Source organism: Streptomyces sp. NPDC051214, from assembly GCF_040682375.1.
In the GTDB taxonomy this organism is placed as follows: domain Bacteria; phylum Actinomycetota; class Actinomycetes; order Streptomycetales; family Streptomycetaceae; genus Streptomyces.
Window position 1 is genome coordinate 119,186 of sequence record NZ_JBFBAT010000014.1, and the last position, 14,916, is coordinate 134,101.

A 14,916-nucleotide genomic window follows, 5' to 3' on the forward strand; every position below is an offset into this window, starting at 1 on the left:
CCGGTGGCGGCATGTAGACAGCGGGGTCGAGCAGCGTGTCGGCCGAGACGAGCGATGAGTTTGGGCGGTGGGTCGAGTCTGCCCCTATATGACTCGCATCATCGCTGACATCTCCGTCTCTCTCGACGGCTTCGTCACCGGGCCCGACCCCGGCCCGGACAACGGCCTGGGCACCGGTGGCGAGGCCCTGCACACGTGGGCGTTCTCCGATGACCCTGACGACCGCCGGTTCCTGCGCGAGGGGACCGCCCGCTCGGGCGCCGTCGTCCTCGGGCGCCGCCTCTTCGACATCGTCGACGGGCCGCAAGGCTGGGACGACACGACGGGCTACGGCGCGGGCGAGGTCGGCAAGCCCGCGTTCATCGTCGTGACAAGCTCACCGCCGAGCTCGGTGCGGACGACCAATCTCGACTGGACGTTCGTCACCACCGGTCTACCCGACGCCGTCGCCGCCGCGCGCAAGCGAGCCGAGGTGGCGTCGTCGGACAGCGGGAAGGACCTCGACGTCATCCTGATGGGCGGCGGTGCCACGATCCGCTCGGCGCTCGACGCAGGGCTGGTCGACGTACTGAATCTGCACCTTGCGCCCGTCGTGCTGGGTGCCGGTACACCGCTGTTCACCGGCGGCTCTGCACACACGCTGGTGCAGCGGAGCGTGACCGCGACATCGACCGCGACACACCTGACCTACGACGTTTCCCGGTGATTCGATGACCACTGTCAAGGTAAATGAGATCGCCTTGGGCATTGAGTCGTTCGGTGACGACGACGCGCCATTGGTCCTGCTCGCGGGCGGAACGACCATGCTCTCCTGGCCCGACGCCCTGTGCGAGCGCCTCGCCGCGGGCGGGCGTCGTGTGGTGCGCTACGACCTGCGCGACAGCGGAGAGTCGACGACCGCGGACCCGCAGGCCCCCGCCTACACCCTGCGCAGCCTCGCCGCCGACGCGGCGGCCCTTGCTGCCGCGCTCGGCGGGGAGCCTGCGCACCTCGCGGGGATCGGCGTCGGCGGGATGGTCGCCCAGGTGGCCGTGCTCGATCATCCGGGCGCGTTCTCCGCGCTCACGCTGGTCGGCACCCGCGCGGTTGCCCCGGGCCCACCCGATGATGACCTCCCCGACCATGATCAGGCGACGATGAGCCTGTTGTTCGCCAGTCCGATGCCCGATTGGAACGACCGAGAGGCGGTCGCGGAGTTCGCGGCCACCGGCGCGGAGATCCTCGGCAACGACCCCGTCGCCGCGCGCGACATCGCTGCCCGCATCTGGGACCGCACACCCAGCACCACACCCCCGGTCCAGATGGCCAACCAGATGGGCATGGTGTTCTCCCGGCTCGACTGCAAGCCCCGCTGGCGCGAACGCCTGCCCGAGATCGAGGCCCCCACCCTCGTCGTCCACGGCCGCCGCGACCCGTTCTTCCCTGTCGGCAACGGTGAGGCTCTCGCGCGCGAGATCCCGGGGGCCCGGCTGCTCCTCCTCGAAAAGGCGGCCACCGCGATCCCCGTTGCGGCGATCGGCGAGGTCACCGACGCGATGCTCAGGCTCGGGTAGAGGACGGTCGGCGCCAGCATCAGCGCTTCGTGTCGTACGTGCGAGTTGCAGTCGCCGTGGCTCGTCCCCCCGCCCGAAGCCGGAAGCCGGAAGCTTCTCGTTACGCCTTCGCACTCGAGGATCGCTCCCTACATGACTCGGGCGGGACCGTTCAAGACCCGGCCGACCAGGGCCGGTTGGGTTGGTCAGGCAGAGGAGCGGCCGCGCCGGCGCAGACGGCTGCGCACTTTGAGAAGAAGTCCGACCACGAAGAGAGCCGTCATCGACAAGACGAAACCGTTCCCGCCCGTCGTCCGGACGGTGTCCGCCTTGAGGCCGCTCCAGAAACCCTCCTCCGCGGGGGTGGCCGAACCACCCAGCCAGACGGACCCGTCGGCGGCGGTCACTTGCCGTTCGACAGAAGCCTGTGCGGATTCGGCGAACCGCGGGTACCGCTCGCGCATCTCCGCCTCCCCGACCGCGGTGAGACCGACCCGGGTGAAGTCCGCGCCACCGTATACGTACCGGGTGACGCGCGTGAGCCGTCCCTCGGTCGTCCTGCGGGTGATGTCGAACTCCTTGCGCCGGTAGGAGCGGACGTAGTCGTCGAAGACATCCCTGGGGCTCCGGCCACTGTGTGTCGACACACCCGGTTCCTCGCTGGCGATCACACCGTCGAAGGACGTCCGGTGACCCTGCTGGTGACGTTTCCTGACCCACTGAGCGACGATCCTTGCCAGGAACGCCCGGCGCAGAGGCGCGTACTCGGGTGCGGTGTTGACCGCCTTCCTGATCTCGGGCAGGACGAGCGTCCGGTCCAAGTTCTCGTTGTGGGCGTCGGCCGCGGGGTCGGTATCGCACGATCCCACGTCGGGGGCGTCGACGTTCAAGGACTCCGTTTTCACGTCGAGCGGCGCCTTGAGAATGTGCAGCGACTCGCCGTTCTCATGGACCTCGATCTTCCCCGGCACGATCCACATGCGGGAGGAGAGGCAGAGCGAACCGTTTGAAGACGGCCTGACGCCCCGCCAGAAGCGTTTTCCGGTTTTCGCGTCGGGGTGCAGGATCTTTGCCTTCGTCCGCTTCATCTGGAGATCAGCCTCGAGCATCACCCGGCCGGCGTTGGTCCGCCCGAGGGCGGCGTCGACGATCCGGTCCGGCTCGGCGGGATTGAGATTGACCCAGAACTTCTGCGGGTCCAGTGCCAGCCAGGTCCGCAGATCCGTGCCGAAGTCCTGGACGATCCGCGCGCCGAGGCCAGGGTCTTGTTGGTACTCGTCGGAGAGCGTCGTACTGGAGTAGGCGTAACTGAGGCCGTCCTGCCCGTCGGAGATGTACCGCATCTCCAGGGTGGAGAAGTCCACACCGCCGTAGGCGTCGGCCCCGGCCGGGCGTTCGAGGGCCCGCCCGAGAGCCCCCGAATTGACCCTGTTCCCGCCGTCACCGCAGTCGCCCGCGGAGGCGGCGAACGGCAGGGCCATCGCCATCACAGGCCGGTGGCCGCTGCCCGTTTTCTTCGATACGCAGTCGGTGGCCGAGCCGCCGCTTACCGGCAAGGCCTGCTCGGCTCTGGCCGCCTGCTTACGCTTGTGCTCCCTGACGATCTTCACGCCGCTGGCGATGATGGCACCGACCCGGTTCGCCCGCTCGGGCTTCTCCTTGGGGTCGAAGGACACGAGAGACGTGAACTTGTCCGCGGGGATCCTGATGGTGATCCTGCGGCACGCGGGACAGCGCGCCCGGTCGGAGAATCCCCCGACGGCCTTGCCCAGGAGCGTGTCGACCTCTTCGGCCGACAGACCGAGCTCCCGCAGGAACGGCCGCAGGATCTTCTCGTAGATCAGGGCCTCCGCATGCACACCGGCCGCGTCGTACGCCCCCTCCGCACGGCTCATCGGAACGTTGACCGCGGTGAGTTCCAGGACGGTTCGGTCCGGCGACATCCCCAGTCGCTCGAACAGGGCCTCCTTTCCCGCGTGACGCAGCATTCTTCCGCGCCCTTCGTAGCGGCGCCGGTCGGCCTTCTTACTGCTGCCCGGCAATCCGATGCTGAAGTCGAGGTTGTCGAACTTCTTGGTGATCCTCCGATAGACGTGGCGGGGGAAGTCGGTCACGTCGAACCAGATGATCGCGAGGTTGCGGCCGCCGTCCGCCACGTGGAGCGCCTCGTGGGCCTCCATGCCCGCCTGGCCGATGGGGTCTGCCATGGCCTCCCGTGCGATCTCCGCGTGTTCGCGTCCCGGGTCGGTCGACGACGCGGTGGCGGGCCGCCTCGCGGCTGCCGCACTCGACGCCTGCGCGGAAGGCGTCAGCAACCCGGCGGCCAGGACGCCCGCCGTCAGCAGGGCGGCACCGGACCGGAGGGCCCGGGTGCCGGGGCCGGGGCTGGAGCCGGAGCCGGAGCGATGTGTCGTCGTGATCGCTGCCTGCTCCGTACTCACTGCTCACACCCACTCGCCCTGCCGAACCGCCGCCACCCATCCGGCACCAGCGTCTGGCTTCGCCGCAGCGGTTGCGTCGCCCTGTCCCTGACGAGGAACAGATGCAGTGCCAGCGGGCACAGGAGGAGAGGCAGGGCCGCCCACATCAGCCCCGGCAGACGCAACCGCCCCAACGGCGTGAAGGAGTCGGCTCGGTAGCCGAGGGTCACATACGCGTTGTCGTCCACGGCCCGAGTGTCCAGAGAGACCTGAGTCGGATCGTTGTCGTCGCCGGGCTCGTAAAGGCCACCGAGCCGGTAGTAACGCCCGTACCGCTCCCTGGCCTCCGGACTGAAGTGGACGGTGACCATCTGATTCTCGGCGAAGGCGGGAGATGACCCGTGCTGCGCCTCGTTCCACGTGATGACGCACCCCATGCCCTCGCCCGATACGCACCGGGAGGGCAACGGCATGCGCACGGAGTCCCCGAAGCGCATGGCATAGCCCGGCGAGTCGTACTGGGAGTGCGCGATCGCACCGAACACGGCGACCAGCACGGCGACGGCGACCGGCACCACGGTAAGCGTCACCTGTGCCCGGACCAGGGCCACGACGGACGTGACGGCCACACCTACCGCGACGACGGCGAGCAAGATCCATCCCGTCGCGTAGGGCGGCGGTCCGGTGACGAAGGCGGCGACGCTCAGACACGCGGCCGCCAAGGTCAGCGCGCCCGACGCGTGCAACGCCAGCAGCAGACCGCGTGCGCCCTTGCGGTACCGCAGGACCGGTACCGCCGCCGCCATCAGCACCGGAATGGCGGCTACCGCCCGGACATGGCCGTCGTTCGGCCCTGGGTCGGCCACCGCCAGTTCCACCAGCACGATGGCAACGGCGACGACGAGAAAGACGCAGCAACCCAGGGTCGCCTCACCGTCCCACCCGTCGCGCGTGTTCGCCCCGTCCTTGTCCAGAGTTACGCGTTTGACGTCGGTGGCGGATCCAGGGCCCTGGGGCGGTCTCGCTTCCGACCCCATGTACCCGAACCCCCAGCCGGCGATCAGGCTCACGAGGGGCACGCCCACCACAGCCGTGACGACCGCCACGAAGATGCCCTGCCCCAGCGTCATTTGTGCCCTCCGGACCTCGCGTGGGTGGTCGGTGGACCAACGACGATCACCGGCCAACGGTCACGTCGGAGACGCCCTGACGCCCCTCCCCCGAGCCCTCACGATCCCGCTCACCGCTCACACGAACCGTTTTGTCACCGGGCAAGGCCGGGAGGCCGTCGAGGCGCTCGTGCCGAGAGAGGCGAGGGCAATTGAGCCGACCAGGCTGCTCCTGCCACACTTTCCGTGTGCCGCGCCCAGCGCGCCCCTGAAGAAGGTGGGTCTCAGCTTCGACGACGGCCGGCTGACCGCGGACCGCGGACCAGCCGCACCGGGTCCACCTCGATCCCGCCGCATACGTCATGCAGGCGGTCCCCATCACGCACGCCTGATCCACGTCACGCCCGCCGAGGAGACTCCGTGCCTGTCGAAGACAGGAGATCGCCGGCGACTGGGCGTGGCTCCCTCTCGATCACCTTCCCGGTGGCCTGTTCGTATGCAGCGCCCAGATTCTCCGCGCCTGGCGTGCCGACCTGGCGATCGACCACACACCCGCGCACTTCACGCCTTTCGTCCGGGCAGACCGGCCGTGACCACGGCGGACCGCCTCTTCCACTTGGTCCTCCCGTGCGACAACTCGACACCGCCGCGCTGCCCGTCGAAGGATCCTCAGCGTTTCCACGGGAGCGCATCATGCTGGAGGCATGAAGATCCAGCCTGTGCTTGTTTTCGATGGAGACTGCGGTTTCTGCACTACCTCGGTGAGATTCGTCGAGCGTCGTGTCCGGCCCGAGTGTGAGATCGTCCCTTGGCAGTTCGCGGACCTCGTAGCGCTCGGTGTCCCCCAAGAACGAGCCGAGTACGAGGTCCTGTGGGTGACCCCGGCTGGGACTGTGTACGGCGGTTCCCAAGCTGTGGCGAAGGCGCTCTTGAGTGCGGGCCCAGGGTGGTCAGTGCTGGGGGCCTTGCTGACGCTGCCTCCAATGCGCTGGGCCGCCCACGTTGTTTACCGCTTGATCGCGAACAATCGTCATCGCTTGCCGGGAGGGACAGCGGCTTGCGCTGTACGCGAATCCCGGCCGCCAGGGCGGTAGTTCTCTGGGGGGGGGCTCCCTTCCAGCAACAGGTCGATGTAGTCGATGTTCAGGCGCTTCAGACCGGCCTCCACCGAAGTGGCCGCGTTCTTGCGGCTGTTGCCCATGGGTGCACGACCTTTGGCCGTAACGCATCAGGGGTCCACGCAAGAAAGGTCGGAGGGGAGGGTGCAGGGCTCTCCGGGGTGCGGCGTGCGTCTCACGCCGCGTGCGGTGCCTGCCTTACGCCGCTTGGGGCGCGGTGGACAGGTTCTGCTTGACGAGCCGGCTGGTGTCGTCGGCGAGGATCTCCGGCAGACCCGTCTCGAGGGCGTGCAGGGCCTGGGCGGCGACGTCGGCGGGCGCGGTCTTCCCGTCGGCGGGGACGTGCGCGGCCATGTCGGTGTCCATGTAGCCGACATGCAGGGCCGATACGGCGATGCCGCGGGGTGCCAGCTCCTCGCGGGTAGCGTCACTCAGCGCCCAGGCAGCGGCCTTGGAGGCGGCGTAGGAGCCGAGGCCGGCCGGGTGCCACCAGGACAGGACGGACAGGATGTTCAGCACGGCGCCGCCGCCGTTGGCCTCGATGACCGGGGCGAAGGTGCGGGTCGCGGTGAGCGGGCCGTAGAAGTTCGTCTCCATTTCACGGCGCACCGCGTTCAGGTCGCCCGCGATCAGCTGTGCGCCGGTGGAGATGCCGGCGTTGTTGATCAGCAGTGTCGCGTCGGAGGCGATGTGGGCCGCCTCCCGGATCGATGCCTCGTCCGTCACGTCAAGTCGCAGCGGGGTGACGCCCGGCAGGTCCACTGTCTCGGGGTGGCGGGCCGCCGCGTACACCTTCGCGCCGCGCGCCACGAGCTGGGCGGCCAGCTCCCGGCCGAGCCCCCGGTTGGCGCCGGTGACAACCGCGACCGCGTTCTTCAGTTCCATTGCTACTCCGTCAGATCTCGATGGGGCACTCCGGCTTGCCGCCCGAGCGCTTTTAGATGTCGCTCGACATCTAACGATGAGTCTAGAATAGATTCCACTCGACATCCAACTGGGAGGTCAGCGTCCGATCCGCCGGTCGGGCGCAGAAAGGAAGGTGGCCGATGGGCCGCGTATCGCAAGCCCAGGCGGAGGAGAACCGCCAGCGGGTCGTGCAGACTGCGTCCCGGCTGTTCAGGGAGCGGGGCACGCAGGTCAGCGTCGCCGACCTGATGAAGGAGGCCGGCCTCACCCACGGCGGTTTCTACAAGCAGTTCGCGTCCAAGGAAGCCCTCGTCGATGAGGCCACCGCTCACGCCTTCACCGAACTGACCCGGCGCTATCAGGACGGACTCGCCCAGCACGACGGGCAGCGCGAGGTGGCCCAACGGGCCCTGCTCGACACCTATCTCTCCGTCGAGCACCGCGACAGCGCGGCGGACGGGTGCCCCGCCGCCGCGCTCGTCACCGACATGGCGCGCGCCGGCACGGACCCCGATCACGCGGACAGTGAGGCACGCCGTGTCTACGCCCAGGGCGTCGCCGACTTCGCCGACTGGCTCGCCACCGACGACCAGGACGGCATCACCCGGCTGTGCACCATGCTCGGCGCCCTCGTCCTGGCCCGAGCCACCAAGGGCTCACCCCAGTCCGAGGAGATCCTCGCCGCCGCACACGCGGCACTGACGGAGGGCCACTGATCGGTGGTGGACCGTTCCGGTGCGCGACGAAAAGGCGCGGCGGCCCATGCAGGTGAGGCTTCCGCTGATGCGGGACTTCCGCCGCCAGGGGCGTTGACTGCTCGCCCATGAGTTCCCGGCCAGGAGGCGGCGGGCTCACCTCAGCTGCCTCACCCGCGTGCGGGCGGCACCGGGAAAAGCATGCAACTGCTGGTGGCGTGGGCGAGCAGACGGTCCGCGCCGTCGAACAACTGCGCCTGAGCGAGCGCGGTTTGGCGCCCGCGGTTGACCACCGTGCCGATGGCGCGCACCGGGCCAGTGTCCGCGGTGATCCGCCGCAGGAACTTCACCGTCAGGTCGAGTGAGGTGTACGCCATGCCGAGCGGAAGCGTGGACTGGACCGCGCAGCCCGCCGCCGAGTCGAGCAGGGTGGCATAGACGCCGCCGTGCACGCTGCCGATCGGGTTGTAGTGCTCCTCGCCCGGCGTCAGCGAGAAGACGGCTCTGCCAGGCTCCACTTCGTCCAGGCTGAAGTCGACGGTTCGGCTGATGGGAGCGCCCGGCAGCCGCCCCGCCTGCAGCTCGCGCAGGAAGTCGATGCCGGCCATGCGGGTGGCGGCCTCCGCGAGGGTTGCGGGGTCATCCCAGTCGTACGTACGCGTCCGTCCCACGGTCGAGCACCTTCACCTTCCATCTGACTTTTACAAGTGAAGCTAGCCGCGTGTACCGCTGACTGTCAACGGCGAAGCCAGCCCCCTACGATGGCGTCATGAAGTGGCTTGAGGCGAGCACGGAGAACTGCCCCGTCCAGCGCACGCTCGACGTGGTCGGGGAGAAGTGGACGTTGCTGATCCTGCGGGACGCGGTGAACGGAGTCCGCCGGTTCGACGACTTCCACCGCCACATCGGCCTCTCGGAGGCCGTCCTCAGCGACCGCCTCCGCAAGCTGGTCTCCGCCGGCATTCTGACGGCCGTCCCCTACCGGGAGCCGGGCAACCGCTCACGCAACGAGTACCGCCTGACACCCAAGGGCTGGGACCTCTGGCCCGTCCTGATGGCCCTGAGCCAGTGGGGCGAGACGTACGCCCTCGGCTCGGAGGGCCCGGTACTGGACGTACGCCACACCGATTGCGACGCTCCGGTCCGCGTCGTCGTCGAGTGTTCCGCGGAGCACTCCGCCCTCACCCCCAGGGATGTCACCGCACGATTGGGAGCCGGCGCACGACGCCGCTGACACCTTCGGGAACCTGGGGCCCTTGCCCGGCGGCAGGTGTCCTCTGCACCTCCCTCTGTGCCTGGTACTGGGTACGGAAGCGTGCGGCCGACCGCCCCAGTGATGAGTTTTCGCGCCCACACGCGTCACACGTACGACGGGACACGACGCGGCGGAAGGATGACGTGATGAGTGCGGACACATGGCTGAAGGAGCTGGGCGTGAGTGATCTGGGCGAGGTCGACGAGCCGGCGTTCTCGGGGCTGGCGGAGCGGCACCGGCGAGAGCTGCACGTGCACTGCTACCGGATCCTCGGGTCGTTCGAGGATGCCGAGGACGCCGTGCAGGAGACGTTCCTCCGTGCCTGGCGGCGCCGGGAGACCTTCGAGGGGCGGTCGACGTTCAGGGCCTGGCTGTACCGGATCGCCACCAACGCCTGCCTGGATCTGCTCGCCAAGCGGCGCCCTGAGCCTGCGACCGGCGGCGAGGTGCTGTGGCTGCAGCCCTACCCGGACCGGCTGCTCGACGAGCTGCCCGCGGGCAACGCGGACGAGCCGGAGAGCCTCGCGGTCGCGCGGGAGACGATCGAGCTGGCGTACCTGGTCGCGGTCCAGCACCTCGCACCGCGCCCGCGGGCCGTGCTGATCTTGCGCGATGTCCTCGGCTGGCCGGCGAAGGACGTCGCGGAAGCCCTTGGGGACTCCGTCAACTCCGTGAACAGCGCGCTGCAGCGGGCCCACGCAGGCATGCGGGAGCACCTGCCCGCCGAGCGGCAGGACTGGACCGTCGGCGAACAGGACGCCGGGACGCGCGAGTTGGTGCGCCGCTATACGGACGCGAGCGTGGCCACGGACGTCGGCCGGCTCGCCGCCATGCTGGCGGACGATGTCCGCTGCTCGATGCCGCCCACGCCAGGTATCCAGATCGGCCGCGACGCCGTCGTGGATGACTGGGTCAAGGGCGGCTTCGAGGGCATGAAGGGCCTGCGCGCCGTCGTCACTTCGGTGAACCGGCAGCCCGCTGTCGCTTTCTACCTCTGGCAGAAGGCGGAGGGCGCCTACCTGCCGCTGACGATCGACGTCCTGCGGGTCACCGGCGGGGCGATCAGCGAGATCATCACGTTCCACGACGATCAGTTCCCGCGGATCGGACTGCCGGAGCGCCTGCCGAGGGCCGGGGCAGAGTAGGCCACGCACTCGATGTCGTCGTCCGACCCCCGGCACACAAAGAGCCCTCGGGGCCGTACTCCGGGGGCCGTTTCCGTACCCCTGCCGCGTATTGGGGCGAGCGCGCATACTTCGACGTATGAGGACGCATAAGCCAAGTGGCGACGATGCTCCACACATTCGCGCCATGGAGGAACGAAAACGCGCTGCCGATCAACGGGACCGCGTAGCCGACGAACGCGAGCGCGTCGCCGACGAGCGGGACCTTGCAGGCGACCAGCGCGACGAGGTCGCGGACCAGCGGGAGCGCGCGGCCGACGAGCGGGAACGTACAGCCGACGAAAGGCAGCGCAGAGCCGACCTGCGGGAGTTGGCATCTGATGCGCGAGAGGCCCGACTGGACCAATTGGCCCGAGCGGCGATGGACGCGGTGCCCGATCACCGCCAACGTTCGCGTGAGTCGATCAACCGATCCCGCGAGCTCCTGCGGTCCACCAGAGAACGGCTGGATCGCAGCGAAGCAGCACTGCACCGCGCCGACAGACGCGACGAACGAGAGCAACGGGAAATTCAGCGAGAGATCGGCCGGTCGGGTTTTCAGCCCAACGACGAGCGGCCAGCCCCGTAGCTATGGCCCCAGCGCCGGTGGCTGGGGTCACAGCAAGGTGCGGTACATCACCCGAGTCCGACTGGTGTGATCGGCTCGAGATCAAGATCGTCGGCCGCTCCGGTCATGCTGCAAGCGCGTCCTCAGCCGCCAGGAACGGCCTCAACAGCGTGAGCAGGGCGTTCGGTCGGTGCAGTGGGATGATGTGGCCGCAGTCTTCGATGACGTGTCCGGTGAGGTCGTCGGCGACGGGGCGGAGTTGGCGTTCCAGCGCAGCGCCGACGGGTCGGGCGCCCAGCGCCATCGTGGGCATCGTCAGGCGGGCGGAGGAGACGGCCCGCGAGATCTGCAGTGCGCTTTCGGGCAGCGCCCGGTAGTACGAGAACGCGCGGCTCAACGCTCGGCTGCCCGTGTATGCGTGGACGAAGGCGTCCCGGATGGCCGGAGGCACTCCGTCGCCGAGCGTGCCGGTGTGCAGGAACCAGTCGATGTAGTCGGCCTCGTGGCCTTCCAGGACGGTCTCGGCGAGGCCGGGCGCGGCGGTATGGAAGCCGAACCACCACGGCGGACCGTCGGAGAGGAAGTCCTCGGCGCCGGGTAGCCCGCCCAGCACGGACTCCATGACGACCAGGCGTCGGACGAGACCGGGGTGGCGTAGGGCGAGGAGGAACGCCGCCGGGGTTCCCGCGTCGATACCCACCACTGCGGCAGAGGACACTCCGAGCTGGGTGAGGAGCGCTGCGGCGTCCTCAGCCAGGGTGCCGGCGTCATATCCGGAGGCGGCCGGGCTACTCGCGCCGAATCCGCGCAGGTCCGGTGCGATGACGCGGTAGCGGTCGGACAGGTCGGCCATGACGTCTGTCCAGAGCTCCCAGGTGTGCGGAAAGCCATGCAGGAGCAGCACGGCCGGACCGGATCCGGCCAGGGCAACGTTGAGTTCGACTCCGTTGACGGGGACGCGTCGCAGTTCGGGCATGGGAGGACTCCAGGGATGGGTGGGGTGGCGAGGGGGGGTGGTGAGGAATGGTGACAGGGTCACGTTAGGGAACTAGCCTGGTCCTTCCAAGACGGCACTTTTCCCTCAGGTGGTGAGACCCGGGTGACCACCTCCCCGCCCGGCGCATCCAGTCGGCGGTCCGGTGAGCGCGGCGATCTGTTGGACCCGCTCTGCCCGACCCGCAAATTGCTCGACCGCATCGGCACCAAATGGACGTCGATGGTGGTCAAGGTGTTGGCCGAGACGGATCCCGGCGAGATCCGTTTCGCGGAACTTCGGCGTCGCATCCCGGGCATCTCGCAGAAGATGCTGTCTGTCACGCTGCAGAGCCTGGTCCGCGACGGCCTGGTTGCACGTCGCGTGGAACCTACCGTTCCGCCCGCCGTCCACTACCGGCTCACCGCGCTCGGCCTGTCCCTCGAAGAGCCGCTGTCCGCTCTGCGGGTCTGGGCCGAGACACACATGCCGGAGATCGACCGCAGCAACCGGCTCGCCGAATCCTGACTAGAAGCGCTGGCCCATGGCGATCTCGTCGCTTACTGCCGACCAGATGGTCTCGCCGTCCTGGAAGGGCAGCGGGTCGATGCTGCTTGTCTCCTCGCGGATGCGATCGACCTCGGCGTCCAGGCGCTCGAAGTCGGCTTCCTCCTCGTCTTCGTCGTCGCTGAAGGTGAACCTCTCGAGCAGGTACTGGAGCCGGAGGGTGACCTGGAGGAGGGAGGAGACATCCGCGTGGAGTTCGACGACGGTCTCCTCGTCGAGGTCAAGGGCGTGCACTTTCCCGGACACGGGGTCAAGGGCGAGGTGCGCGTTGAGCAGCCAGCCGATGACGGGCCACTCCCCCGCTCCCGGGGCGGCGTCTGCGAAGTCCTCGATGTGGACGACGTCCTGAACGAGCGGCAGCAGGCCGTCGTCCTCGTCGGGCTGACGCAGCAGGAGCGTCCCCGTGGGGGCGCCCACGGCCTGCAGGAGGCGGGCGCCCTCGGTGTGCGCGGCGGCGGGCGGGAAGGCGGTGGCGGGCAGGGTCGCAATCCGCTCCTCGCCGAAGAGGTCGACGAGTTCGCTGCGGGTGATGTCGAAAAGCATGGGTGGAACTCCGAACTCGGCGGCGGCGCAGACGCCGCAGCGTCCTTGACGGATGGAAGCGGTCACAACATAAGCGTTGCGGTACGGCCTCCTCATACTCCAACCCGTGGTGGCGGGCGAGTGGCCGGCGGGCGGACGCCCGTGGCCTGTGTCGGCCGGCGCAGCGATCTCGCCCGAGGGTCCGCCTCTGCGGCTACGGCCCCGCCTCACGGCCGTCGCTCCTCACATTCATCGCGTTCCCTGGCAAGTCCTTCTGTGCAATTCCTCGGAGAACTTGCGGAGCGTGCGGCGGGTCAGGGGCCGGTGAGGTCCGGTGGGGGAAGCTGGGGCAGTTGCAGGCCATGGTGAACGACGGCCTGGGCAAGGTCGTGCAGGTCCCGTTGACGGGTGTAGGCGTGGGCGCGCAGCAGAGCGAGCGCTTGGCTGATGGTGACGTGGTGGCGGTAGCTGAGCATCCCGGTGGCTTGATGGACGGTGGCGTCGGCGGGCAGGAGCCAGGGGGTGGTGGCGTCGTCCTCGCCGGGGAGGGGGACGGTCAGGAGCAGGAGGTCGGCGGCGTGGAGGTGGTTGCGCGCCACTTCCAGGTCGGCAGCGGGCAAGGGGCCGGGACTGTCGCGGTAGACGGACAGGACCAGGCCCGGCTGAGCACTGGGTTGGCTGGGTTGGGCAACGGCGCAGAGCGCGAAGGCGGCCCGGATGCCATAGGCGCGGGCCCGTTGGGCGTAGACGGGCCAGGCGCCGGTGCGGCCCGGGTCGTCGAGGTCGGGGACAAGGACCGTCTTGCGGTGGTTGAGGGCCTCGATGCACGGGCCTTCCCCGAGGTTGATCTGCAGGGCTTCGCCCCGGGCCGCCAAGGGCCCCTGGGCGGCCAGGGAGACGCGTTGGGCCAGGGCGGCGTCCACCGCCAGCGTCAGCCCCACCGAGCAGGCGTTTCTCAGTTCTGTCCGGCACGATCGCGCGAGGCTGCTCGAGGGGTCGGCGCGGTCCAGATGGAGAGCTGCCAACTCAACGGCTGCCGCCCGGGACGCTGTCACAGGAAAGGAGTACAGGAGGCAGGGAACGGCTGTGTCCCCGAGAGCGTGAGCATGGCGGTATTTCCGATCTGTGGCACTCACCGCCGATGCTGTCCGTGATCGGAAGCCAATGTCAGGGTTATCGTGCGAGACGAAACCATCTGATCTGCTTGATTGCGGAGGGCAGCCTGGTTGTCAACCCTACGCCCCGGGGGCTCCGCTGTGGAACCACCCACTCGGGACGGGCAGCCGACCGATAGGCTGGGTGTGGAGTTCCAGGGGAATCGGTCCAGCAGAAGGGCGCAGGCTGTGGCCATGGGTGATCTTGCTGCCGTCCTGGAGAGCCTGCACCCCGCCCCCGGCGCAGGGGGCCTGATCGGCGCGGATGCGCAGCGGTGCGCTCGCGCGCTGGAAGTCGACGGGGTCGCGGTGTCTGTGACACCCGGCGGCGGGCTGAGCGAACTGCTGTGGGCCACCCCCGGTGTCAGTGCGCACCTCGAGGACCTTCAGTTCACGCTGGGCCAGGGGCCGGGCCCGGAGGTCGCCTCCTCGGGCGCGGCTGTTCTGGTTCCCGATCTGTCGGCCGAGCCGGCTGCCCGGTGGCCCGCTCTGCTGCCCGAGGCGTGGGCCATCGGGATCGGTGCGGTGTTCTGTCTTCCGCTGCGTCTGGGCGAGGTTTGCCTGGGCGCCATGACATTGCAACGGGTCAGGCCCGGCCCGCTTCGTGAGGCGCTCCTGGCCGACGCCTGGATCGTCGCGCGTGCGCTGAGCGCCGCACTCGTCCAGGACGAGGAGTCATGGGCGGCCTTCGGCGCCGCGGAGGACAGTTCGCACTCCTACCGGGCCGCCGTGCACCAGGCTGCCGGGATGATCAGCGTGCAGGCGAATGTGTCCCTGGCGGAGGCCCAGATCCGGCTGCGGGCCTCTGCCTTCCGCCGGGGCCGGCCTTTGCTGCAGGTTGCCGAGGACGTGGTAGCCCGGCGCGTGCACTTTCGCCATGATGATGAAGACGAGCCGGGCTCTTTGACCGGCGAAGGGACTGAGGGGCCATGAC

The 14,916-nt window shown here is 69.1% G+C and carries 16 protein-coding genes and 1 pseudogene; 10 read left to right on the forward strand and 7 right to left on the reverse strand.

All coding sequences use genetic code 11. The features are described 5' to 3' along the window. Positions 1-88: 88 nt before the first annotated feature. Complete coding sequence (locus AB0M70_RS32250; protein WP_365825565.1) at positions 89-706, forward strand: dihydrofolate reductase family protein; 618 nt, start codon at positions 89-91, stop codon at positions 704-706. A gap of 4 nt (positions 707-710) precedes the next feature. Next, positions 711-1,553, forward strand: a complete 843-nt coding sequence (locus AB0M70_RS32255) for an alpha/beta hydrolase (RefSeq protein WP_365825567.1) — start codon at positions 711-713, stop codon at positions 1,551-1,553. A 185-nt stretch (positions 1,554-1,738) separates the two neighbouring features. Here the strand turns inward: AB0M70_RS32255 and AB0M70_RS32260 are convergent, their stop codons facing one another. Both AB0M70_RS32260 and AB0M70_RS32265 read right to left on the reverse strand, forming a co-directional pair. Then, entirely contained in the window at positions 1,739-3,973 is a 2,235-nt protein-coding gene (locus AB0M70_RS32260; protein WP_365825569.1) for a hypothetical protein, read from the reverse strand. Then, positions 3,970-5,082 (reverse strand): hypothetical protein, encoded by a 1,113-nt coding sequence (locus AB0M70_RS32265; protein ID WP_365825571.1) that lies wholly within the window; start codon positions 5,080-5,082, stop codon positions 3,970-3,972. The genes AB0M70_RS32260 and AB0M70_RS32265 overlap by 4 nt, the downstream gene beginning before the upstream one ends. 425 nt (positions 5,083-5,507) lie before the next feature. Between AB0M70_RS32265 and AB0M70_RS32270 the strand changes: the two are divergent. Further along, positions 5,508-5,654 (forward strand): annotated as a pseudogene (locus AB0M70_RS32270) (methyltransferase); the annotation flags it as partial. A 111-nt stretch (positions 5,655-5,765) separates the two neighbouring features. Further along, a complete protein-coding gene (locus AB0M70_RS32275; protein ID WP_365825573.1) occupies positions 5,766-6,155 on the forward strand; it encodes a DUF393 domain-containing protein in 390 nt (129 codons plus the stop codon). A gap of 222 nt (positions 6,156-6,377) precedes the next feature. Here the strand turns inward: AB0M70_RS32275 and AB0M70_RS32280 are convergent, their stop codons facing one another. Then, complete coding sequence (locus tag AB0M70_RS32280; RefSeq protein ID WP_365825575.1) at positions 6,378-7,064, reverse strand: SDR family oxidoreductase; 687 nt, start codon at positions 7,062-7,064, stop codon at positions 6,378-6,380. Positions 7,065-7,225: 161 nt separating this feature from the next. Here AB0M70_RS32280 and AB0M70_RS32285 point away from each other — a divergent pair, with 161 nt between their 5' ends. Beyond that, positions 7,226-7,801 (forward strand): TetR/AcrR family transcriptional regulator, encoded by a 576-nt coding sequence (locus tag AB0M70_RS32285; protein ID WP_365825577.1) that lies wholly within the window; start codon positions 7,226-7,228, stop codon positions 7,799-7,801. A gap of 149 nt (positions 7,802-7,950) precedes the next feature. Here the strand turns inward: AB0M70_RS32285 and AB0M70_RS32290 are convergent, their stop codons facing one another. Beyond that, complete coding sequence (locus tag AB0M70_RS32290) at positions 7,951-8,451, reverse strand: PaaI family thioesterase (protein WP_365825579.1); 501 nt, start codon at positions 8,449-8,451, stop codon at positions 7,951-7,953. Between the two features lie 98 nt (positions 8,452-8,549). Here AB0M70_RS32290 and AB0M70_RS32295 point away from each other — a divergent pair, with 98 nt between their 5' ends. The 3 genes from AB0M70_RS32295 (at position 8,550) to AB0M70_RS32305 (ending at position 10,787) form a co-directional block, all read left to right on the forward strand. Continuing rightward, positions 8,550-9,014, forward strand: a complete 465-nt coding sequence (locus tag AB0M70_RS32295) for a helix-turn-helix domain-containing protein (RefSeq protein WP_365825581.1) — start codon at positions 8,550-8,552, stop codon at positions 9,012-9,014. Between the two features lie 167 nt (positions 9,015-9,181). After that, positions 9,182-10,180: an RNA polymerase subunit sigma-70 gene (locus AB0M70_RS32300; protein WP_365825583.1), complete on the forward strand. Its 999-nt coding sequence runs from the start codon at positions 9,182-9,184 to the stop codon at positions 10,178-10,180. A gap of 166 nt (positions 10,181-10,346) precedes the next feature. After that, positions 10,347-10,787 carry a hypothetical protein gene (locus AB0M70_RS32305; protein WP_365825585.1) on the forward strand — a complete coding sequence of 147 codons (441 nt, stop codon included), beginning with the start codon at positions 10,347-10,349 and terminating at the stop codon, positions 10,785-10,787. 103 nt (positions 10,788-10,890) lie between these two features. Here AB0M70_RS32305 and AB0M70_RS32310 read toward each other — a convergent pair whose 3' ends face one another. Then, positions 10,891-11,742: an alpha/beta hydrolase gene (locus tag AB0M70_RS32310; protein WP_365825587.1), complete on the reverse strand. Its 852-nt coding sequence runs from the start codon at positions 11,740-11,742 to the stop codon at positions 10,891-10,893. A gap of 123 nt (positions 11,743-11,865) precedes the next feature. Between AB0M70_RS32310 and AB0M70_RS32315 the strand changes: the two genes are divergently transcribed. Then, positions 11,866-12,267, forward strand: coding sequence for a helix-turn-helix domain-containing protein (locus tag AB0M70_RS32315; RefSeq protein WP_365825589.1), 402 nt, complete (start codon positions 11,866-11,868; stop codon positions 12,265-12,267). On the opposite strand, the gene AB0M70_RS32320 is transcribed toward AB0M70_RS32315, so the two are convergent. Both AB0M70_RS32320 and AB0M70_RS32325 read right to left on the reverse strand, forming a co-directional pair. Continuing rightward, positions 12,268-12,849, reverse strand: a complete 582-nt coding sequence (locus AB0M70_RS32320) for an SUKH-4 family immunity protein (protein WP_365825591.1) — start codon at positions 12,847-12,849, stop codon at positions 12,268-12,270. Between the two features lie 293 nt (positions 12,850-13,142). Next, complete coding sequence (locus tag AB0M70_RS32325) at positions 13,143-13,769, reverse strand: ANTAR domain-containing protein (RefSeq protein WP_365825593.1); 627 nt, start codon at positions 13,767-13,769, stop codon at positions 13,143-13,145. Positions 13,770-14,177: 408 nt separating this feature from the next. Here AB0M70_RS32325 and AB0M70_RS32330 point away from each other — a divergent pair, with 408 nt between their 5' ends. After that, positions 14,178-14,915 carry a GAF and ANTAR domain-containing protein gene (locus tag AB0M70_RS32330; protein WP_365825595.1) on the forward strand — a complete coding sequence of 246 codons (738 nt, stop codon included), beginning with the start codon at positions 14,178-14,180 and terminating at the stop codon, positions 14,913-14,915. Position 14,916: the final 1 nt, after the last annotated feature.